Genomic DNA, 20,022 nt, shown 5'->3' on the forward strand with positions numbered 1-20,022 from the left:
TGCCTCCCCGGGGCCGGGCAGGGACGGAACCCCTTCGCCGGTGCACCCCCTGACCGGCACTTCTGCCCGGCGAGCCGAACGCCTAGGGTGGAGTCGATCATTGTTGAGCGGGAGAGGGGACGGCGATGACCGAGGAAGCGGTACGCGTTCGGGCCGAGGGCCGGGTCGGGCGGATCACCCTGAACCGGCCGCGTGCCCTCAACGCCCTCAACCACGCCATGGTGGAGCGGATCGCCGAGGCGCTGGACGCCTGGGAGCACGATCCGGCCGTCACCACCGTCGTCGTGGACGGCGCGGGAGAGCGGGGGCTGTGCGCGGGCGGTGACGTCCGGGCCATCCGCGAGGACGTCCTGCGCGGCGAACTGGACGCCCCGCTCGCCTTCTGGCGCGAGGAGTACACGCTCAACGCCCGGATCGCCCGCTACCCGAAGCCCTACGTCGCACTGATGGACGGCATCGTCATGGGCGGCGGGGTCGGCATCTCCGCCCACGGCAGCGTCCGGGTCGTCACGGAGCGGTCGCTGGTGGCCATGCCGGAGACCGGGATCGGGTTCGTACCGGACGTCGGCGGCACCTACCTGCTCTCCCGCGCCCCCGGCGAACTCGGCACCCACCTCGCCCTCACCGGCCGACCCGTCGGCGCCGGCGACGCGCTGCTCTGCGGGCTCGCCGACCACTACGTGCCCTCCGTTGAACTCCCGGCCCTCGTCGAGGCGCTGGCCCAGGCCCCGGCCGGCGAGGAGCCCACGGCGACCGTCGCCCGCCTGGCGCACCCGGCCCCGGAGGGCGAACTCGCCGCCCAGCGCGGCTGGATCGACGCCTGCTGGTCCGCGCCCACCGTCGAGGAGGCGTGGGAACGGCTCCAGGAGCTGGGCGAACCGGCCGCCAAGGAGACCGTCGAGATGGTCCGCGGCCGCTCCCCGCTCGCCCTGAAGACGGCCCTGGCGGCCGTCCGCAGGGCCCGTGCGCTGACCAGTCTCGAAGCGGTCCTCGACCAGGAGTACCGGGTCTCCGCCCACGCGCTGACCTGGCCCGACCTCGCCGAGGGCGTCCGCGCCCAGGTGGTCGACAAGGACCGGGCGCCGAAGTGGCTGCCCGCGACCCTGGACGCCGTCACCGACGAGGCGGTGGCCGCCGCCTTCGTGCCGCTCGGCGCAGGCAGGGAACTGGGCCTGGCCTGACGGGGCGGGCGGCGGGCCCCGGGTCAGCCGAACTCGCCGAGCACCGCCCCCAGGTCGTACCGGACCGGCTCCGAGAGCTGCGCGTACGTGCAGCTCTCCGGGGTGCGGTCCGGCCGCCACCGCTTGAACTGGGTGGTGTGCCGGAAGCGGGTGCCCTCCATGTGGTCGTAGCCGACCTCGCAGACCCGGACCGGGCGCAGCGGCACCCACGACAGGTCCTTCGTCCCCGACCAACGGCTCGGCGCGCCGGGCAGCCGGGCCTCCTCGTGGGCAGCCGCCTCGCCCCATGCCGCCCAGGGGTGGTCGGCCACCGAGTCCAGGCGCAGCGGCTCCAGTTCGGCGACCAGCTCGGTGCGCCGCCGCGCGGTGAACGCGGCGCAGACGCCGACGTGCTGGAGGGTGCCCGCGTCGTCGTAGAGGCCGAGCAGCAGCGAGCCGACGCCGGTGCCGCCCCGGTGGGTGCGGTAGCCGGCCACCACGCAGTCGGCGGTGCGGCCGTGCTTGATCTTGTACATGACCCGCTCGTTCGGGCGGTACCCGAGGTTCAGCGGCTTGGCCACCACCCCGTCGAGCCCGGCCCCCTCGAACTGCTCGAACCACCGCTCGGCCAGCTCCGGGTCGCGGGTCGCCGGAGCCACGTGCAACGGCGGGCCCGCCTCGTCCAGTTCCTCCTCCAGCAGGGCCCGCCGCTCGGTCAGCGGGCGGGCGGTCAGGTTCTCGTCGCCGAGGGCCAGCAGGTCGAAGGCGACGAAGGAGGCGGGGTTCCTCTCGGCCAGCATCCGTACCCGGGAGGCGGCCGGGTGGATGCGCTCGGAGAGCAGCTCGAAGTCGAGCCGCCCGTCCCGCGCCATCACGATCTCGCCGTCCACCACGCACCGCCGCGGCAGCCGCTCCAGCAGCGCCGCCACCAGCTCGGGGAAGTACCGGGTGAGCGTCTTGCCGGTGCGGCTGCCCAGCTCCAGCTCCGGTCCGTCCCGGAAGGCCAGCGCCCGGAAACCGTCCCACTTCGCCTCGTACTGCATGCCCGGCGGAATCCGCGCCACGGATTTGGCGAGCATCGGTTTCACGGGGGGCATCACCGGCAGGTCCATACCCCGAGTCTGCCCGATATGCGGCATATCCGCTGGCGGCCTACGGTGTCCGCATGGGATCGGAAGCGGTGCGACTGGAGGTCGGCGGGCACACCGTGCGCCTCTCCAACCCGGGCAAGGTGTGGTTCCCCGAGCGCGGCTTCACCAAGCTGGACGTGGCCGAGTACTTCCTCGCCGTCCAGGGCGGCGTCACCCGCGCCCTGCGCCACCGGCCCACCACCCTCCAGCGCTTCCCCGACGGCGTGGACGGCGAGTCCTTCTACCAGAAGCGCGCGCCGAAGAACAGGCCCGGCTGGCTGGAGACCGCCCGCATCTCCTTCCCCAGTGGCCGCCACGCCGACGAGGTCTGCCCCGACTCCCCGGCCGCCGTCCTGTGGGCCGTCAACCTCGGCTGCCTCACCTTCCACCCCTGGCCCGTGCGCGCCCCCGACACCGAGCACCCCGACGAACTGCGCATCGACCTCGACCCGCAGCCCGGCACGGACTTCCACGACGCCGTCGCCGCCGCCCGGACCCTCCACGCGATCCTGGACGAGTACGGCCTGCGCGGCTGGCCCAAGACCTCCGGCGGACGGGGCCTGCACGTCTTCATCCCGATCGAGCCGGTCGAGCCCTTCGTGGAGGTGCGCAGGGCCGCCATCGCGCTGGCCCGCGAGATCGAGCGCCGCATGCCGGAGCGGGTCACCACGGCCTGGTGGAAGGAGGAGCGCGGCGAGCGCATCTTCGTCGACTACAACCAGACCGCCCGCGACCGCACCATCGCCGGCGCCTACTCCGTGCGCGGCAGGCCCCACGCCCCGGTCTCCGCGCCGCTGCGCTGGGACGAGCTGGACGACGCCGACCCCCGCGACTTCGACCTGCTCACCATGCGGGACCGCTACGCCGCCCTCGGTGACGTGCACGCCGACATCGACGACCACGCCTACCGCCTCGACGCGCTCCTGGAACTGGCCGCCCGGGACGCCCGCGACCACGGCCTGGAGGACCTGCCCTACCCGCCGGTCCACCCCAAGATGCCCGGCGAGCCCCGCCGCGTGCAGCCGAGCAGGGCCCGCCACGACCGCGACGAGCCCGGCGGCTCCGGAGACTGAGGGGGCCGTACCTCCTACGCCGCCCCGGCCTCTACGCCGCCCCCGGCCCCTGCGGCGCCGTCCCGTCGGCCTTGCCGTAGCGGCGCTCGAACTGGGCGACGCGGCCCTCGGAGTCCACCGTGCGCGCCTTGCCGGTGTAGAAGGGGTGGCTCTCCGAGGAGATCTCCACGTCGATCACCGGATAGGTGTTGCCGTCGTCCCAGTCGATCGTCCGGTCGCTGGTCGCCGTCGACCGGGTCAGGAACGCGTACCCGGCCGACTTGTCACGGAAGACGACAGGACCGTACGCGGGATCGTTCTGCTTCATACCGGCGCTCCTCGGATTCGGCCGTACGGGCACCGGAGGCCCGGTGCCCACCCTCTCCAGCGTGAGGGCCCGGCCCGGCCCCCGCCAGCGCACACCGCCCGTCGGGGGAGCCGCCCTTACGGCGGCGGGGGCCGCCGGCGCCGTACGCCGACGGCCCCCGCGTCCGGGGCGGTCCCCGCTCACAGCTCCTTGATGCGGATGTCGCGGTACGAGATGACGTCGGTGACGCCGTGGACCTGGAGGCCGAGGTAGCCGGAGGCGTAGCGCCGGCCGTCGGTGCCCGGGTCGTCGTCGCGCGGCGGGTCGAAGGACTGCCCGCCGGTGTTGTCGAACTCGTTGACCAGGGTGCCGTTGCGGTAGATCTCGTAGTGCTGCCCGGTCACCTTGATCTCGTAGTCGTTCCAGGTGCCCTTCGGGGTCACCCCGGCGCCGCCGAGGCCGACCCGGTCGAAGCCGTAGACCGAACCGGACTTGTAGATGTCGCCGTCGGGGCGGTCCAGGATCTGCAGCTCATGGCCGTACTTGACGGCCACCCACTCCGGGCGGGACTCCTCCGGGTGGTCGTAGGGGTGCGGGAAGCGGGCGAAGACGCCCGCGTTGGCGTTGCCGCCCTCCGGAGCGTCGTCCCGCCACTGGAGCTTCAGCGAGAAGTCGTCGTACTTGCGCTCCGGGAACCACAGCATGCCCATGCCCTCGACCTCGGTGGAACTGGTCATGGACCCGTCCTCGTTCAGGAGGAAGGCGCCGCCGCCGGCCTGTTCCCACTGGGCGAAGGACTCCTCGGTGCCGTCGAAGAGCTTGCGGTAGCCCTCGGTCTGGCCGGGCTCGCCGATGCCGGAGGCCTCCGCGGCTTCCCGGATCTGCCCGGTCTCCCGGTCGTCGACGACGCCTTCCTTGCCGAGCGCGGTCAGGACCGTCTCGACGTGCTTGAGGAAGAGCGCGCGGGAGGACCACTCGCGCTCGTCCTCGATCCGCTCGTTGATCCGGCAGCGGTTGTCGGTGATCCGGTTGGGGACACCGCTGTCCTGGTCGCCGACGAAGACGGTCTCCCGCTCGTCGAACTCCGCGCACGGCGGGGCCGGGACGTCGCCGCCGATCACCGAGAACGACACCTGGCGCGCCTCGGAGGTGTTGCCCGCCTTGTCGCTCGCCCGGTAGACGACGGTGTGCCGGCCCACCCGGTCGACGACCACCGGGTCCGCGTAGGCGAGGTAGGGGCCGCCGTCGAGCGAGTACTCGGCCCTGTCGACACCCGACTCCTCGTCGGTCGCCCGCACCGTCACCGTGGCACTGCCCAGGTAGGCCCCGGCGGAGTTGCGGTCGCCGGAGAGGGCGGCCGACACCTCGGGCGCGGTGGTGTCCTCGGCGGGCTGCTCCACCACGGTGAACTCGGCGGTCTGCGGCTCGGAGCGGTTGCCCGCCTTGTCGGTGGCCCGGTAGCGGAACCGGTGCTCGCCCACGTCGTGCACCATCACCGGCGCGGTGTACGGCTGCCAGGCGCCGTCCGCCCCGAGCGCGTACTCGATGGTGTTGACGCCCGAACCGGTGTCGGAGGCGGTCACGGTGACCGTGGCCATGCCGATGTACGCGCCGTCCGCGTCCTGGTCCCCGGTGGCGGTCGCCGAGGTCTCGGGCGGGTCGGTGTCGTCGGTCGGCGGGCTGGCCACCGTGAACTCGGCGGTCTTCTCCTGCGACTGGTTGCCGGCCTTGTCCGTGGCCCGGTAGCGGATCACGTGGTCGCCGACCTCGCTCACCACGACCGGCTCCCCGTACGGCTCCCAGGCGCCGTCGGCGCCCCGGGCGAACTCGACCGCGTCGACGCCGGAGCCCTCGTCGGTGGCGGCCAGCGAGACGGTGGCGCTGCCGACGTAGTCGCCGTCGGCGTTTCGCTGGCCGTCGACGGAGGCGTTGACCTCGGGGGCGGTGGTGTCGTCCTCGCCGCCGTCCTCGCTGACCACGAGGGTCCCCTGCATCTGCCCGTGGCCGGGGATGGTGCAGTGGTAGCGGTAGGTGCCCGGGGTGAGCACCACCTCGGCGGTGTGCTTGCCGCCGTTGGCGTCGGAGGGGTTGGCGAGGATGTTGAGCTGGACGTCGTCGTTGTAGTCGGGGTTGCCGGTGTCGAACGTCAGCGTGTGCGGCATCGACGTGGTGTTGCCGGTCGCCTCGCTGTTCTCGAAGACGATCGTGGTCGGCCCGGGGGCCGCGGTGGCGGGTGCCGACAGGTACGTGTCGATGTCGTTGCCGGCTGTCCAGGTGAGCGTCTGCGCCGCCGCCTTCGGGTCTTTGCCGCCCAGCTCACCGGCGGCGGCGGGGGCGGTCAGTCCCAGCAGCATCAGCAGCGCCGCGATCAGCGCGGTGCCCGCGCGCGGGGGTCCGCCCCGCCGTGTCCTTCTCATCACTTCCCCTTCCCGGCCAGGTCACCGGCGGCCGGGGTGGGCCCGCCGCCGGTGTAGGTCACGCGCCACAGCGCCGACTTGTCGTCCGAGGTGAAGAAGCCGCGTCCGTAGTCGAGGACGTACAGGGCGCCGTCCGGACCGAACTTCCAGTCCATGAGGTTCCTGATGCCGTTCTCCCCGACGGGCACGATCTTCTTCAACGACTCGGCGTGCACCGGCAGTCCGCCCTTGCCGACCGTCTTCGGGTCGGTGAGCACGGCGTGCCGCGGCTGGTCGGCGTCGTAGAGGTCGCCGACGAACCACTTGCCGTCCCAGTACGCGGGCCATTTGACGTCCGATTCGCTGTCGGCGTCGAAGCGGTAGACGGGGCCGTTCATCGCGGCCTGCCCGCCGCCCCTGAGCCAGGGCAGCCGGAAGAACTGCTCGGCCTCGTCGTAGGAGGGCACCCCGTTCTCGTCGCGCGGGAAGTCGGGGCCGCCGCCGTCGGGCGAGTACCAGATGGTGTTGCCCGTCACCGGCGGCAGGTTGACCAGGCCGTCGTTGTTCGGCGACTCGTTCTTCGGGGCGTCGCAGTCGTACCAGCCGAGCGGCTTGGCGGGGTCGGGCAGGTTGCGGTCCCGGTAGGGCTGCTTGTTGCCCATGCAGTACGGCCACCCGTGGTTTCCCGGGCCGGTGATGGCGGCGAAGGTGTCGTACTTGGCCGGGCCCCACGTGGTGGAGGGCGAACCGGCGTCCGGGCCGACCCAGCCCGCGTAGAGGGTGTCGGTCTTCTCGTCGACGGCGATCCGGGCCGGGTTGCGCACGCCCATCACGTAGATCTCGCCGCGCGTCTTGCCGCCGCCCTCGTCCGGCTCGTCACCGGTGAAGAGGTTGCCTTCGGGCAGGGTGTACGTCCCGTCGTCCTCGGGATGGATGCGCAGGATCTTGCCGTTGAGGTTGTTGGTGTTGCCCGAGGTGCGGCGGGCGTCGGCGAAGGAGAGGCCCTTGAAGTTCGGCTCCGGGTTGTTGCCCGAGTAACCGTCGGTGAACTGGCTGGAGTTGGTGTCACCGGTGGCGATGTACAGGTTGCCCTTCGAGTCCCAGGCCATGCCGCCGCCCGCGTGGCAGCAGCTGTGGATCTGGACCGGCCAGTCCAGCAGCACCTTCTCGGAGCCGAGGTCCAGCTCGCCGGTGGACTCGTCGAAGGTGAAGCGCGAGACGCGCCGCTCGCCGACGTGCTTGTCCCGATCGATCTCCGAGTGCGGGCTGTAGTGCAGGTAGACCCAGCCGTTCTTCTCGAAGGCCGGGTCCAGCTCGATGCCGAGCAGCCCCTCCTCGTTCTTGACCAGTTCCTCGCCTCCGCCCTTGTTGCCGAAGACGGTCAGCGAGGCGGCGAGGCTCACCTCGCCGGTCTCCGGGTCCCAGACGTGGACCTGGCCCTGCCCCTTGCCGACGTCGGGGTCGTCCCAGTCGGTGACGACCGGCTGCGAGGAGTCGGTGCCGCCGCGGCCGATGTAGAAGACCCGTCCGTCCTCGGCGGTGACCAGGCCGTGCGGCTCGCCGATCTGGTCGTTCTGGCCCGGCTGGTTGGGCTCGGTGAGCCGCTCGGCCCGGTAGTTGGCGTCGATGGACGCCTTGCAGTCGGCCTGGGTGAGGCGCGCGGTCCACAGCAGGGCGCCGCGCAGGTGGTCGCGGAAGTCGGCCTCGGCGAAGCTCTCGGCGGTGCCGCCCATCGCGGTGTAGAAGGAACGGCCGCCGTCGTAGTCGCGGCACCAGGAGACCGGGTGGTCGGCGCCGCCCGCCCCCTCCCCCGGGCTGTAGGTGGCCTCCCGGACCCGGGCGACCGTGTGGACCTTCCCGGAGGGGTTCTCCTTCCAGTTCAGCCACTTGTCGGGGCGCTTCCACTCCAGCGGCAGGTTCTTGGTCGCCGGGTGGACGCGGTCGCCGACCTCCACGGTGGCCCGCTGCGTCTTGGCGCCGCTGCCCGCGGTGGGCCGCGCGCCGACCAGCTCGCCGAACCACGTGGAGTACGGCTCGGTGCGGGCCGCGTCGTGGATGCCGAGGAAGCCGCCGCCCGCCTCGACGTACGCCTCCAGGCCCGCCTCCTGCTCCGCGTCGAGGACGTCCCCGCCACCGGTGAGGAAGACGATGGCGTGGTAGCGGCCGAGCTTGTGCTCGTCGGTGAAGACCGAGGCGTTCGCACTGGCTTCGGTGGTGAAGCGCTCCTCGGCCGGGCCGGTGCCGCCGATCCTCTCGATCGCCTCGATGCCCGCGTCCACGTTGGGCGCCTCGGCGCCGGCGGAGCCGTGGAACACCAGGACCCGGGTCTCCGCACCGCCCGGCGGGGACGGCAGCGACATCGTCGTCCCGGCCGGCTCGTCGGGGAACGGCCGCGCGCTGGCCGTCCCGCCGGAGGCCATGCCGGTCAGCAGCGCGCCCGAGACCACGGCCGCGGCCGCGGTTCGGCCGACGGCGGCTCTGCCGGCCCGTGCTCCGGAGCCCCGTGGCCCCGGTGTCCCGCCTGGTGCGCCGGGTCGCCGATGCGGTAGCAACCGCATGTGTTCACCCACCCCTCGTCGGTCACAGGAAACAGCGCGGACGAAGCTAGACCTCTTTTCGTGAGTCGCCAAGGTCTATCACCGCAATCTGTCGAACTTTGTCCTGAGCGTGGATAAACAAAGCCGGCGCCGATACCGTGTGGCCGTCGTCGGAGCCCCGGACGCGCCGTCGGCCCGCTCAACACCCCCACATTCCCGAGGAGTTCACACGATGAGTGAGGCGAAAGGGTCCATCGGCAGGCGTGGCTTCCACCGCGGCCTCCTGGCGGGCGGGGCGGTCCTCGCCGCGGGTGGTCTGACATCGATGTCGCAGTCCTCGGCGGCGGCGGACACCCCGCCGAGGACCGCACCGGCGGGCGGCGAGGTCAGGCACCTCACCATGTACTGCGAGAAGATGGCCGACGGCATGACGGGCTACGGCCTGGAGAAGGGCAAGCCCTCCATCCCCGGCCCGCTCATCGAACTCAACGAGGGCGACACCCTCCACATCGAGTTCCACAACCTCCTCGACGTGGACGCCAGCCTCCACGCGCACGGCGTCGACTACGAGATCAGCAGCGACGGCACCCGCGCCAGCAACAGCCACGTCGAGCCCGGCGGCAGCCGCACCTACACCTGGCGCACCCACGCCCCCGGCCGCCGCAAGGACGGCACCTGGCGGCCAGGCAGCGCCGGTTACTGGAACTACCACGACCACGTCGTCGGCACCGACCACGGCACCGGCGGGCTGCGGCAGGGGCTCTACGGCGGGCTCATCGTCCGGCGCGAGGGCGACATCCTGCCCGACAGGACCTTCCAGATCGTCTTCAACGACATGACGGTCAACAACAGGCCCGGCGGCGAGAGCCCCGACTTCGAGGCCACGGTGGGCGACCGGATCGAGGTCCTGTCGATCACGCACGGCGAGTTCTACCACACCTTCCACCTGCACGGGCACCGCTGGGCGGACAACCGCACCGGTCTGCTGACCGGCCCCGACGACCCCAGCCCGGTCATCGACAACAAGATCACCGGCCCGGCCGACTCCTTCGGCTTCCAGTTCGTCGCCGGCGAGGGCGTCGGCGCGGGCGCCTGGATGTACCACTGCCACGTCCAGAGCCACTCCGACATGGGCATGGCCGGCCTCTTCCTCATCGCCAAGGCCGACGGCACCATCCCCGGCTACGACCCCGACGCACCTCACCACACGGCCCCGAAGAAGTCGCCCGAGGGCGCCGTCGAGGAGAAGAAGGCCGCAGAGGAGACGGGAGGGGCCCGGCCCGGCACGGGGAGCCGGACGGGCGACGGGGGCCATGCGCACCACTGACCTGGACCCCCTCCTGGGGGTGCGGCGTACGCTGACCGGCGAACCACGCCCGTCCGCCGCCTTGCAGGAGCGCCCGCCGTGCCCGTACCGCCCGCCGCCCCCCGCCCGACCCTGGAGGCCGTCGCGGCCCGGGCGGGGGTGTCCCGGGCGACCGTCTCCCGCGTGGTCAACGGCGGCGCGGGCGTCACGGAGCAGCTCGCCGCACGGGTCCGCCGGGCGGTGGACGAACTGGGCTACGTCCCCAACCGTGCCGCCCGCGCTCTGGTGACCCGGCGCCACGACGCCGTCGCGGTCGTCATAGCCGAGCCGGAGACCAGGGTCTTCACCGACCCGTTCTTCGCCCTCCAGCTGCGGGGCATAAGCGAGGAACTGACCGCCCGCGACGCCCAGTTGGTCCTCATGCTGACCAGGGGTGACGAGGACTGCGAGCGCGTCGGCCGCTACCTGGCCGGCGGCCACGTCGACGGCGCCCTGGTCTTCTCCCTCCACCTCGACGATCCGCTGCCCGGGCTGGTCCGCCGCGCGGGGCTGCCCGCCGTCTTCGGGGGCCGGCCCGGCGACCCGGCCGCCACCCCGTACGTGGACTGCGACAACCGGGGCGGGGCGCGTGCCGCCGTCCGCCACCTGGCCTCGCTCGGGCGGCGCCGGATCGCGCACATCAGCGGACCGCTCGACCAGACCTCGGCGGTCGACCGGCTCGACGGCTGGCGGGACGTCACCGAGGCGGCCGGGTCGGGCCTCGACGCCGCCCCCGACCTGCTGGCCCCCGGTGACTTCACCCCCGAGGGCGGCGCCCAGGCGATGAGCGCCCTGCTGGAGCGGCGGCCCGACCTCGACGCGGTCTTCGCCGCCTCCGACCTGACCGCCTCGGGGGCGCTGAGGACGCTGCGCGACGCCGGGCGCCGGGTGCCCGAGGACGTCGCGGTGGTCGGCTTCGACGACCTGCGCACCGTCGCGCAGCACACCGACCCGGCACTGACCACGGTCCGTCAGGACATCGAGGAGATGGGCCGGCTGATGGCACGCGGCCTGCTGGACTCCGGCGACGGCGGGGTGTCCCGTCCGGACGGGACGACGTGGGACGGGGTCGTCCTGCCGACCACCCTGGTCCGGCGCGCCAGCGCGTGAGCGCCGGGGCGCCGGGTGGGCGTCGGTGTCAGGCGCCGACCCGCACGGTGAAGCGCACCGGGTTGTCGTCGTGCGCCGCGCCGGACACGTCGGGCTCGCCGTCCGGGCGCACGTCGTCGTACGGGAAGGCGTACCCGATGGGAGAGTTGGCGTGGACCACGCGTGACCAGTGGTTGGTGACGGGGCCGAGGTAGTAGTCGTCCGCGCCGCCGCCCGGCTGGTCCGGGTGGGTCAGCAGGGTGCTGCGGTTGAATCCGGCGGCGAGCCGGGCCAGCAGCCCCTTCTTCTCGTCCGAGTCGTTCGGGTCGTTGGTGAACGGGCCGTGGTCGCAGGTGAAGATGTCCCGCGAGACGGGCCGGGGGAACGCGTGGCCGCCGTCGAAGGCCAGCACGTCGCCCTGGACCCGTCCGGTGAACACGCCCCGGCCGCCCTGGAGGTCGATCCTCAGGTCCTCGTTCCGGTACTTCTCCCAGACCTGGTCGATGTACGGCTCCCAGACGTCCTTGAACGGCATCCGGTCGGGCTCCCCGAACCAGGGCGCCATGACGGCCTGCGGCGAGACCACCCGCAGCACCTTGCCGTCGTCGCCGCGGATGACCAGCTGGTCCCAGGGCTGCCCGTCGGCCCGGGCCTGCGCCTCCAGGTCGGCGGCGATCCGGTCCACGGCGCCGTCGGGCATCGGCGCGACGTGGTGCGTCCCGTCGCCCTCCAGGGTGATGCCGATCGGCAGCGCGGTGACCAGGTCGACGTAGCTGATGTTCGAGTAGAGCTGCGTGGTGTTGAAGGTGAACTCGCAGAACGACCAGATGCGCCCGTAGTTGGGGTCGTCCGGCGAGGCGAAGGCGGGCTCCACCAGGGAGGGGCCCGGGTTGAGGTAGAAGTCCAGGGTGTCGTCGCGGACGAAGTACACCCGGGAGCCGTACATCTGTGGCAGCGTCAGCACCAGCGGGCCTGAGCCGGCCGACGGCAGCGGGATCGCGCAGTCGGCGGGCAGCGGGGTGTTGGGCTCGGCCGGAGAGTCCGGGCGGAGGACGCCGCCGTCGGCGCGGAGGATGATCCAGCGGTCCGTGGCCAGCTCGCGCCCGGTCACGTAGGCGTTGACCCGGCCGGGCAACGAGGTGTTCTCCAGCGCCAGTTCACAGGTACTGGGTGCCGCGGTCCCGGACCGGGTGGCCGCGGCGGAGAGCTGCGGGACGCCGAGGGCGGCGGCGGCGCCGGCCGCGCCCGCGACGCCGGTGAGGAAAACTCTGCGTGAGATCACGGAAGCCTCCTGGCTCTGTGCGTGTGGGGGTGTGCCGCAGGGCCGTGGGGGAGTGGGAGGGGGAGCTGCGGCTGGCCCCCACTGTCGCGGGGCGGAATGGGCGCGTCAAGGGAACGGCTTGAGAGCGCTCTCAAATTTTCTGAACGGCTGAAAGTAGCCGTCGCGCCGGGGTTGTGGGAGGCATGGCGCCGGTGCTGTCCGCGGGAGTCGAGGCACGCCTCGGGCGGGGGCCGCGCCCGGCCGGGCGGGCGGGTGCGGCCCCCGCCGGCCCGGCCGTCCGCAGCCGGGGTCCAGGGGGTGCCCGCGCCCCGCCGGGCCCGGCCGCCACCGACTCGCCCGGCGTCGGCCCCGGGGGCGGCTCACGAGGCCCCGGCGGGGTCGAGTCCCGGCGTGAGCAGGCGAGTCAGGTGCTCGGCCGAGGCGTCCCACGTCCAGCACCGCTCCACCCAGCGCCGCCCCTCCCCGCCCATGGCCGCGCCCTGCGAGGTGGTCAGCATCCGTACCACCGCCTCCGCGACCGCGCCGGTGTCCCGGCCGTCGACGAGGGTGCCGGTGCGGCCGTCGAGCACCGCGTCCGGGGCCCCGCCGGAGTCCCCGGCGACCACCGGCAGACCGCTGGCCGCCGCCTCCAGATAGACGATTCCCAGCCCCTCCGCCTCCAGACCGGCGCGGCGCGTGCGGCAGGGCATCGCGAACACGTCGGCGGCCGCGTAGAAATCGGGCGTCCGGTCGTGTCCGACGCCGCCCGCGAAGACCACCGAGCCCGCCGGACAGGCACGGGCGAGCCGCCGCAGCCGTCCCTCGTCCGGACCCTGGCCCACCAGGAGCAGGGCCGCCTGCGGTACCGCGCGCCGGATCAGCGGCAGGGCCCGCACGAGCGTGTCCTGCCCCTTGCGCGGCACCAGCCGCGCCACGCTGAGGACCACCTTGCGGCCGCGCAGCCCGTACCACTCCCGCACCGCGCCGCCCCGCTCGCCCGCCGGGTCCGGACGGAAGGCGCCCGCGTCGACCCCGGGCACCAGCCGGCTCAGCCGGGCCCGGGGCCCCAGCGCCGGCGCGATCCGGTCGCGGGTGTAGCCGCCGAGGTAGGTGACGGTGTCGGCGCTCTCCCCCACCCGCCGCAGCAGGCGCCGGGCCCCGGGCACCCGAGCCCACCAGATCTCGTGGCCGTGCGTCGTCGCGACGATCCGTTCGACCCCGGCCCGGCGCAGCGCGGGCGCCATCGCCGCCAGCGGCGCCGCCGCCCCGAACCAGACCCGGTCCACGCCGTGTTCGCGCACCAGCGCGAGAACCCGCTCGGTGGCGCGTCGGGTGGGCAGCAGCGTGCGGCTCGGGTCGCGCGAGACCGGGAACGGCAACGTGGCGTCGAAGGCGGCCGCGCCCGGTTCGGACGAGGTGTGCACGACCACGTCGTTCCCCGGCACCCGGGTGGCCATGGCGTGGACGAAGGTCTCTATGCCGCCCTGACGCGGCGGGAAGTCGTTGGTGACGACGAGGGTGGTGCCCATGGTTGCTGCTTTCGTCAAGGGAGTCTGCGGAAGGGGGCGTGCCGGACGGGCCGGCGGTGCGCTCACCGGTGGCTGCCTGGCAGGGCGGCGGTACGCGGGCGTGTCGAGGGGGCGGCCCGAGGCAGGGCCGCCGGACGCGGAGCGACCGGCCTGCCCCGCCGGAGCGGCGTCAGGAGGGACCGGAGGCCGGGAAGCCCTCCGGTGGCGAGGCGGGACCAGACGACCAGCAGGAGCGGCAGGGCGAAGTAGCCGAACCGTCCCGCCGGAGCGAGGAGGAAGGCCACGCACAGGCCCGTCGCGAGCCGGTCGGAGGCCGCGACGCAACCGGCCGGAGGGCGTACGACGAGCGAGACGGCCACCGCCGCGCCGCCGCAGACCAGCAGCAGCACGGCCGTGTACCAGCCGGCCGGGCCCAGCTCCGCGAGCAGGCGGCCGGGGAGCGGGCTGGCCGCCGGGGTCGCCACGTCGGCGCGCCCGGTGGGGAAGGCGAGGACCTGCTCGGCCATCGGCCCGGGCGAGACCAGGGCGGCGGGCAGGACCAGGGCCACGACCCCCGCCGACCAGGCGAACGCACACCGCAGGGCCTGCCTGCCCCCGCGCGTACCGGCGAGCAGCGCGACGGCGACCGCGACGGCGGGCAGCGCCGTCCACTTCAGGGCGCAGGCGGCGGCCAGCGCGAGACCTGCCGCGCCGGCCCGTCCGCGCGCGGCGAGCGCGAGCCCCAGCCAGCACAGCCCGGCGAGCGGGAGGTCCACACCACTGACACAGAGCGGGAACGCCACCAGCGGCGAGGCGATCAGCACCAGCAGGCCGGCGGACCCGCCTGGCACGGCCACCCGGCCCCGCGCCCTGCGCCGCACCACCGCCCGCCCGCCGACCAGGCAGACCACCAGCACCACCGCGCACCACAGCCGGGCGTCGCCCAGGAGCCGCGCGGCGGGGCTGCCCTCGCCGAGCAGGGCGGCCGGCATCCCGAAGAGTGCCATGCCGGGCAGGTACGGGTTGTAGTCGGTGAGGGCCTGGGGGTCCGCCAGGTACGGCGTCCCGCTGTGCAGCAACAGCGCGGCCGACCGCTGGATCACCCCGACCTCGCTCTGCGCCTCGCCGGTGAGCAGCAGGTACCCGAACGGCACCGCCACCGCGCCGGCCAGGGCGGAGCAGAGGGCGACCAGGCGGGCACGCGGTCCGCGCAGCAGGCCGACGGCGAGCGCGGCACCCAGGTACCCCACAGCGGCGCACGCGCCCCACAGCCGGTGCGGCGCCAGGGCGGAGAAGGCCACGAACCCTGCCGCCCACACGGCTGCCCCCGCCCATCCTGCGACCCGTTTCACGGATGCGGTCGTCACTGTTCCCCCCGTCGATTCGGCACCCGTTCATTGCAGTCGGGAAGGACGGCGGGGTCATGACAGCCAGGTCGACAGTCCGGGGTCGGGTTTCCCCTACCGACAGGCGCCGCCCGCCTGGCTAGAGTCCTTGGCGATCACGATCACGATCCGGAGCGCGGTGAGCGCGCGCACGCGCACACGGGGGAATCGGGGAGGGGGGCGAATGAGCGCCACAGCCTGGCGACCTGACGGGGCGTACGGTTCGCCGGGGTCGCGGTCCGCCGTCCGCGAGGCGCTCGGCCGGCCGGTGCGTTTCCTGCTGTCGGCCTGGCCGCTGCGTTGTTGGCTCCATCTGCTGGGCGGGGTGCTGTTCGGCGCGGTGGTGCTGCTGGTCCTGGTCGTGGCGGTCTCGCTGGGTGTCGTGCTTTCGGCGGTGGGTGTCGGCCTGCTGATCCTGGCGGCCGTTCCGCTGCTGGGCATCCCGGTGGCGGCCCTGGAACGGCGCCGGCTGCGGCTGGTGGAGCCCGCCCGGCTCGCCGACCCGCACGGACCGCCCGCCGCGGGGGGCCGTCGGCGGCGGCTGCGCCACCGGTTCGGTGAGCGCGCCACCTGGCGCGAACTGGGCTACGCCGTACTCTCCTCGGCCGTCTTCACCTGCGCCGGAGCCGGCGTGCTGGCGCTGACCGCCCTCTCGGCGATCCTGGTGCCGACCCCCGTGGTGGTCTGGGCGCTGGCACCGGAGACCGTCATGGTGATCCCGGGCGAGACCGTACCGGGCCCCCTCTCCGCCCTGCCGTTCACCGCGCTCGGCGCCGCCGGGCTGGCTCTGGCCGCGTACGCCGCCGGATGGCTGACCGCGGCGCAGGTACGGACGGCCCGGGTCCTGCTGGCCCCGCGCGAGGACGGGATGACCCGGCGCGTCCTCGAACTGACCCGCTCCCGGGTCCGGCTCGCCGACGCCTTCGAGGCCGAGCGGCGCCGGATCGAACGCGACCTGCACGACGGAGCCCAGCAGCAACTGGTGGCCCTCACCATGACGTTGGGGCTCGCCGAGATGGAACTGGCCGGCACCGACTCCCCGGCCGCCGCTCTGGTGGCGCGAGGCAGGGGGGAGGCGCTGCGCGCCCTGGGCCAGCTCCGGGACCTGGTCCGGGGCATCCATCCCCAGGTGCTCACCGACCACGGGCTCGCCGCCGCCGTGGCGGAGATCGTCGAGCGGGTCCCCGTCCCGGTCGCCGTCTCCATCGACCTGCCGCACCGGCTGCCCGACCTGGTGGAGACGACGGCGTACTTCACGGTGACGGAGGCGCTGGCCAACGCGGCGAAGCACAGCGGTGCCACGGAGATCGCGATAGAGGGCAGGATGGCGGGGGACCGGCTCGTCCTGCTGATCACCGACGACGGCAGGGGCGGCGCCGATCCCGCCGCGGGCACCGGCCTGACGGGGCTCGCGGACCGCCTCGCGATCCTGCGGGGCCGGCTGTCGGTCTCCAGTCCGGCCGGCGGCCCGACTCAGCTCCGGGTGGAGGTCCCGTGCTCCGTGTAGTACTCGCCGAAGACGCCGTCCTGCTCCGGGCCGGCCTGGTCGAACTCCTCGACCGGAGCGGCCACCGGGTGGTGGCCGCCGTCGGCGACGCACCGGCCCTGGCCCGCGCCGTCGACGAACACCGGCCCGACATCGTCATCACCGACGTCCGCATGCCGCCCGGCTTCCGCGACGAGGGTCTGCGCGCCGCCCTGGACCTGCGCTCCCGCCACGACCGGCTGCCCGTCCTCGTCCTCTCCCAGTACGTCGCGACGGCGTACGCCGCCCAGCTGCTCGGCGGCGAGCCGGGCACCGGGGGACTCGGCTATCTCCTGAAGGACCGGGTGGGCGAGGTCTGCGAGTTCATGGACAGCCTGCGGCGGGTCGCCGCAGGGCAGACGGTCATCGACCCCGAGGTGGTCCGGGTCCTGCTGGCGCAGCAGGCGGCGGCCCGCCCCCTGAACCGCCTCACGCCCCGCGAGCGGGAGGTGCTCGCCGTCATGGCCGAGGGACGCACCAACCAGTCGATCGCCCACCGGCTGAACATCACCGAGGCGTCCGTGGTGAAGCACGCCGGCAACATCTTCATGAAGCTGGACCTCGACCCGGCGGAGGGCAACCGCCGGGTCCTCGCCGTCCTGGCCCACCTGCGCGGCGAGCGGGACTGAGCAGGCGCCCCCTCCCGTTCGGCGCCTTCCGGGCGGCGCCCCGGGCACCCCGGTGCCAGACTCGGACCAGGACCACGCGAGGGGCCCGGTGACGACGGAGGGGCCCGACGAAGGAGCTCACCCATGCTCACCACCCGCTATGCCGACGGATCGCCGAACTGGCTCGACCTCGGCACCCCCGACCCCGGCGCGGCGACCTACTTCTACAGCGCCCTGTTCGGCTGGACCTTCCGCCCCTTCGAGCGGCCGGAGACGAGCGGCTACGGCTTCTTCGAGCTGGACGGCCGGGTCGTCGCCGGCGCCATGCACATCTCCGTCGAGCAGGCGTCACCCTCCTGGACCGTGTACTTCCGCACCTCCGACGCCGACGCCACCGCCGAGGCGGTCCGGGCAGCGGGCGGGCACGTCGGCTTCCGGCCCATGGCCGTCTACGACCAGGGCCGCCTCGCGCTCTTCACCGACCGCTCCGGCGCCGCCTTCGGCGCCTGGCAGCCGGGTGCCACCGAGGGCCTCGGCGTGGTCGGCGAGGACAACACCCTGTGCTGGGTGGAGCACTACGGGCCGACCGTCGAGGACGCCGTCGACTTCTACCGCGCGGTCTACGGCTGGAACGTCTACGAGGTCCCGGCCCCGGACGGCAGCTACACCACGCTGGGCCCCGCCGGCGAGGGGGAGGACCGCATGTTCGGCGGTGCCGTCGGCCTCGCCGAGCGCATCGAGCGCGGTTCCGCCGCGCACTGGCTGCCGTATTTCGCCGTCGACGACCCCGACGCGGTGTGCCGCCGTGCACGCGAGCAGGGGGGCAGCGTACGAATGGAGCCGACGGACCTGGAGGGGGTGGGCAGGCTCGCCAAGCTGGGGGACCCGTGGGGCGCCCGGTTCGCCGTGCTGAAGCCGCTTGGGCCGGAGTCCCGGCCCGACATGTGAGGCGCTGGGGAGGCGGCGTTGATCAGACGTTGATGAGACGTTTTTCCACGCCCGCCATCATCGCTCCATGCGGATCGACAGTACGGCCGCGCACGATCTCGCCTGGCAGGAGCAGGCGCTGTGCGCACAGACCGGATCAGAGTTCTTCTTCCCCGAGCCGGGCAGCTCGGTGCGTGAGGCCAAGTTCATCTGCGAGGCGTGCGACATGCGGGCGGCCTGCCTCGCCTACGCCCTCGCCCACGACGAGCGCTTCGGAGTGTGGGGCGGGCTCTCCGAGAAGGAACGCGAACGGCTGCGGCGCGACAGACCCTGACCTCCTGCCGCCCCTTCGCCGCCCGCCCCGCCCGTACCGGCCTGCGCCGTACGGGCGGGGGCTCTCTCGCGGCCTCGGCTCAGCTCTTCGCGGCGCGCGACAGCATCCGCGCCTTGCGGGCGGCGAGCCGCTCGTCGAACTTGCCGGCCTCGGCGTCCAGCCCGCCCATGTACAGCCCCAGCTCCTCCTGGGCCCGCGCCCCCTCCGGGCCCAGTCCGTCGATCTGCATGACCTTCAGGAACCGCAGCACGGGCTGGATCACGTCGTCGTGGTGGATGCGCAGGTTGTACACCTCGCCTATGGCCATCTGCGCCGCCGCCCGCTCGAAGCCGGGCATGCCGTGGCCGGGCATCCGGAAGTTGACCACCACGTCGCGGACGGCCTGCATGGTCAGGTCGGGCGCCAGCTCGAAGGCGGCGCCGAGCAGGTTCCGGTAGAAGACCATGTGCAGGTTCTCGTCGGTGGCGATCCGGGCCAGCATCCGGTCGCAGACCGGGTCGCCCGACTGGTGGCCGGTGTTGCGGTGCGAGATGCGGGTGGCCAGCTCCTGGAAGGCGACGTAGGCCACCGAGTGGAGCATCGAGTGCCGGTTGTCGGACTCGAACCCCTCGCTCATGTGGACCATCCGGAACCGCTCCAGCTCGTCCGGGTCGACCGCCCGCGAGGTCAGCAGGTAGTCCCGCATCACGATGCCGTGCCGGCCCTCCTCGGCGGTCCAGCGGTGCACCCAGGTGCCCCAGGCGCCGTCGCGGCCGAAAAGTGAGGCGATCTCGTGGTGGTAGCTGGGCAGATTGTCCTCCGTGAGGAGGTTGACGATCAGCGCGGTGCGGCCGATCGGCGTCACCTTCGACTGCTCCTTGTCCCACGCTTCGCCGTCCTCGAAGAAGCCGGGGAAGTTGCGGCCCTCGGCCCAGGGCACGTAGTCGTGCGGCATCCAGTCCTTGGCCACCTTGAGGTGACGGTTGAGCTCCTTCTCCACGACCTCCTCCAGCGCTTGCAGCAACTGGGCGTCGGTCCATCCGCCGGACGCGGCGAGGTGGGGTGTGGTGACGGTCATGCGGGACTCCTGGGGACGGGGAGTTCTTGCGATGATGCAACTTACGGGAACGTAGGTTACGAACCCGTAGGTTAAGCCCGCGGTAAAGAGCGCCCGAAAGCGGGGTCGCGCAAACGTCTGTTCTCAGCCGAACAGGGGTGCGGTCCGCGTCGAGGGCGAGCGGGAGGCCGTCGAGGCCCCCGGTGTCCTCGGGCGGGGAAACCGGGGCCGGCGCGGGTGGGCAGGGCGGTCGGCACAGGGGGCCTCGCGGTTGCTGGCGCGTCGTCGTGCGACGGGGGCGCGAGGACGGCGGCACGGAGGGCGGCGCGGGCCGCTGCGGCCGGCAGGGCGCGCCCCGGCGGCCGTCAGGGCCGGGGGAACCTCGCGCGGGCAGGCCGGACGAGCGGACGGCTCGCCGAGGC

Annotated in this window: 16 protein-coding genes; 8 read left to right on the forward strand and 8 right to left on the reverse strand. The window is 73.5% G+C overall.

The genetic code is table 11. The features are described from left to right. Positions 1 to 125: 125 nt before the first annotated feature. Entirely contained in the window at positions 126 to 1,181 is a 1,056-nt protein-coding gene (locus tag ACSLIC_RS23705; protein ID WP_436739725.1) for an enoyl-CoA hydratase/isomerase family protein, read from the forward strand. A 23-nt stretch (positions 1,182 to 1,204) separates the two neighbouring features. Here ACSLIC_RS23705 and ACSLIC_RS23710 read toward each other — a convergent pair whose 3' ends face one another. Further along, positions 1,205 to 2,272, reverse strand: coding sequence for an ATP-dependent DNA ligase (locus ACSLIC_RS23710; protein ID WP_436739726.1), 1,068 nt, complete (start codon positions 2,270 to 2,272; stop codon positions 1,205 to 1,207). Between the two features lie 53 nt (positions 2,273 to 2,325). Here ACSLIC_RS23710 and ligD point away from each other — a divergent pair, with 53 nt between their 5' ends. Beyond that, a complete protein-coding gene (gene ligD, locus ACSLIC_RS23715) occupies positions 2,326 to 3,363 on the forward strand; it encodes a non-homologous end-joining DNA ligase (RefSeq protein WP_436739727.1) in 1,038 nt (345 codons plus the stop codon). A gap of 31 nt (positions 3,364 to 3,394) precedes the next feature. On the opposite strand, the gene ACSLIC_RS23720 is transcribed toward ligD, so the two are convergent. From ACSLIC_RS23720 to ACSLIC_RS23730, 3 genes are all read right to left on the reverse strand, one after another. Further along, positions 3,395 to 3,670 (reverse strand): type B 50S ribosomal protein L31, encoded by a 276-nt coding sequence (locus tag ACSLIC_RS23720; RefSeq protein ID WP_436739728.1) that lies wholly within the window; start codon positions 3,668 to 3,670, stop codon positions 3,395 to 3,397. 179 nt (positions 3,671 to 3,849) lie between these two features. Next, positions 3,850 to 6,066: an OmpL47-type beta-barrel domain-containing protein gene (locus tag ACSLIC_RS23725; protein ID WP_436739729.1), complete on the reverse strand. Its 2,217-nt coding sequence runs from the start codon at positions 6,064 to 6,066 to the stop codon at positions 3,850 to 3,852. After that, entirely contained in the window at positions 6,066 to 8,465 is a 2,400-nt protein-coding gene (locus ACSLIC_RS23730; protein ID WP_436740460.1) for a ThuA domain-containing protein, read from the reverse strand. The genes ACSLIC_RS23725 and ACSLIC_RS23730 overlap by 1 nt, the downstream gene beginning before the upstream one ends. Before the next feature lie 349 nt (positions 8,466 to 8,814). On the opposite strand from ACSLIC_RS23730, the gene ACSLIC_RS23735 reads away from it, so the two are divergent. Continuing rightward, positions 8,815 to 9,909, forward strand: coding sequence for a multicopper oxidase domain-containing protein (locus ACSLIC_RS23735; RefSeq protein ID WP_436739730.1), 1,095 nt, complete (start codon positions 8,815 to 8,817; stop codon positions 9,907 to 9,909). A gap of 78 nt (positions 9,910 to 9,987) precedes the next feature. Further along, positions 9,988 to 11,037 (forward strand): LacI family DNA-binding transcriptional regulator, encoded by a 1,050-nt coding sequence (locus tag ACSLIC_RS23740; protein WP_436739731.1) that lies wholly within the window; start codon positions 9,988 to 9,990, stop codon positions 11,035 to 11,037. A gap of 28 nt (positions 11,038 to 11,065) precedes the next feature. Here ACSLIC_RS23740 and ACSLIC_RS23745 read toward each other — a convergent pair whose 3' ends face one another. The 3 genes from ACSLIC_RS23745 to ACSLIC_RS23755 form a co-directional block, all read right to left on the reverse strand. After that, positions 11,066 to 12,298, reverse strand: a complete 1,233-nt coding sequence (locus ACSLIC_RS23745; RefSeq protein WP_436739732.1) for a glycoside hydrolase family 64 protein — start codon at positions 12,296 to 12,298, stop codon at positions 11,066 to 11,068. A gap of 359 nt (positions 12,299 to 12,657) precedes the next feature. Continuing rightward, the gene (locus ACSLIC_RS23750; protein WP_436740461.1) at positions 12,658 to 13,806 is read right to left on the reverse strand and encodes a glycosyltransferase family 4 protein; all 1,149 of its coding nucleotides are present in this window, start codon (positions 13,804 to 13,806) and stop codon (positions 12,658 to 12,660) included. Between the two features lie 62 nt (positions 13,807 to 13,868). Next, the gene (locus tag ACSLIC_RS23755) at positions 13,869 to 15,086 is read right to left on the reverse strand and encodes a glycosyltransferase 87 family protein (protein ID WP_436739733.1); all 1,218 of its coding nucleotides are present in this window, start codon (positions 15,084 to 15,086) and stop codon (positions 13,869 to 13,871) included. A 268-nt stretch (positions 15,087 to 15,354) separates the two neighbouring features. On the opposite strand from ACSLIC_RS23755, the gene ACSLIC_RS23760 reads away from it, so the two are divergent. From ACSLIC_RS23760 to ACSLIC_RS23775, 4 genes are all read left to right on the forward strand, one after another. Then, positions 15,355 to 16,677: a sensor histidine kinase gene (locus tag ACSLIC_RS23760; RefSeq protein WP_436739734.1), complete on the forward strand. Its 1,323-nt coding sequence runs from the start codon at positions 15,355 to 15,357 to the stop codon at positions 16,675 to 16,677. Beyond that, positions 16,665 to 17,324, forward strand: a complete 660-nt coding sequence (locus ACSLIC_RS23765; RefSeq protein ID WP_436739735.1) for a LuxR C-terminal-related transcriptional regulator — start codon at positions 16,665 to 16,667, stop codon at positions 17,322 to 17,324. Before ACSLIC_RS23760 ends, ACSLIC_RS23765 begins: the two co-directional genes overlap by 13 nt. A gap of 123 nt (positions 17,325 to 17,447) precedes the next feature. After that, positions 17,448 to 18,251: a VOC family protein gene (locus ACSLIC_RS23770; RefSeq protein ID WP_436739736.1), complete on the forward strand. Its 804-nt coding sequence runs from the start codon at positions 17,448 to 17,450 to the stop codon at positions 18,249 to 18,251. A gap of 67 nt (positions 18,252 to 18,318) precedes the next feature. Further along, on the forward strand, positions 18,319 to 18,564 hold the full coding sequence (locus ACSLIC_RS23775) for a WhiB family transcriptional regulator (RefSeq protein ID WP_436739737.1): 246 nt from the start codon (positions 18,319 to 18,321) through the stop codon (positions 18,562 to 18,564). 79 nt (positions 18,565 to 18,643) lie between these two features. Here the strand turns inward: ACSLIC_RS23775 and ACSLIC_RS23780 are convergent, their stop codons facing one another. Beyond that, a complete protein-coding gene (locus ACSLIC_RS23780) occupies positions 18,644 to 19,621 on the reverse strand; it encodes an acyl-ACP desaturase (RefSeq protein WP_436739738.1) in 978 nt (325 codons plus the stop codon). Between the last annotated feature and the right edge of the window lie 401 nt (positions 19,622 to 20,022).

The sequence above is a fragment of the Streptomyces sp. BBFR102 genome, assembly GCF_051397025.1.
In the GTDB taxonomy this organism is placed as follows: domain Bacteria; phylum Actinomycetota; class Actinomycetes; order Streptomycetales; family Streptomycetaceae; genus Streptomyces.

Excerpts from the sequence above, each read along its gene's own strand:
- ACSLIC_RS23705 (WP_436739725.1), top strand. The coding sequence starts at position 126 with ATGACCGAGGAAGCGGTACGCGTTCGGGCCGAGGGCCGGGTCGGGCGG.
- ACSLIC_RS23710 (WP_436739726.1), bottom strand. The coding sequence starts at position 2,272 with ATGGACCTGCCGGTGATGCCCCCCGTGAAACCGATGCTCGCCAAATCC.
- ligD (WP_436739727.1), top strand. The coding sequence starts at position 2,326 with ATGGGATCGGAAGCGGTGCGACTGGAGGTCGGCGGGCACACCGTGCGC.
- ACSLIC_RS23720 (WP_436739728.1), bottom strand. The coding sequence starts at position 3,670 with ATGAAGCAGAACGATCCCGCGTACGGTCCTGTCGTCTTCCGTGACAAG.
- ACSLIC_RS23725 (WP_436739729.1), bottom strand. The coding sequence starts at position 6,066 with ATGAGAAGGACACGGCGGGGCGGACCCCCGCGCGCGGGCACCGCGCTG.
- ACSLIC_RS23730 (WP_436740460.1), bottom strand. The coding sequence starts at position 8,465 with ATGGCCTCCGGCGGGACGGCCAGCGCGCGGCCGTTCCCCGACGAGCCG.
- ACSLIC_RS23735 (WP_436739730.1), top strand. The coding sequence starts at position 8,815 with ATGAGTGAGGCGAAAGGGTCCATCGGCAGGCGTGGCTTCCACCGCGGC.
- ACSLIC_RS23750 (WP_436740461.1), bottom strand. The coding sequence starts at position 13,806 with ATGGGCACCACCCTCGTCGTCACCAACGACTTCCCGCCGCGTCAGGGC.
- ACSLIC_RS23760 (WP_436739734.1), top strand. The coding sequence starts at position 15,355 with ATGAGCGCCACAGCCTGGCGACCTGACGGGGCGTACGGTTCGCCGGGG.
- ACSLIC_RS23770 (WP_436739736.1), top strand. The coding sequence starts at position 17,448 with ATGCTCACCACCCGCTATGCCGACGGATCGCCGAACTGGCTCGACCTC.
- ACSLIC_RS23775 (WP_436739737.1), top strand. The coding sequence starts at position 18,319 with ATGCGGATCGACAGTACGGCCGCGCACGATCTCGCCTGGCAGGAGCAG.
- ACSLIC_RS23780 (WP_436739738.1), bottom strand. The coding sequence starts at position 19,621 with ATGACCGTCACCACACCCCACCTCGCCGCGTCCGGCGGATGGACCGAC.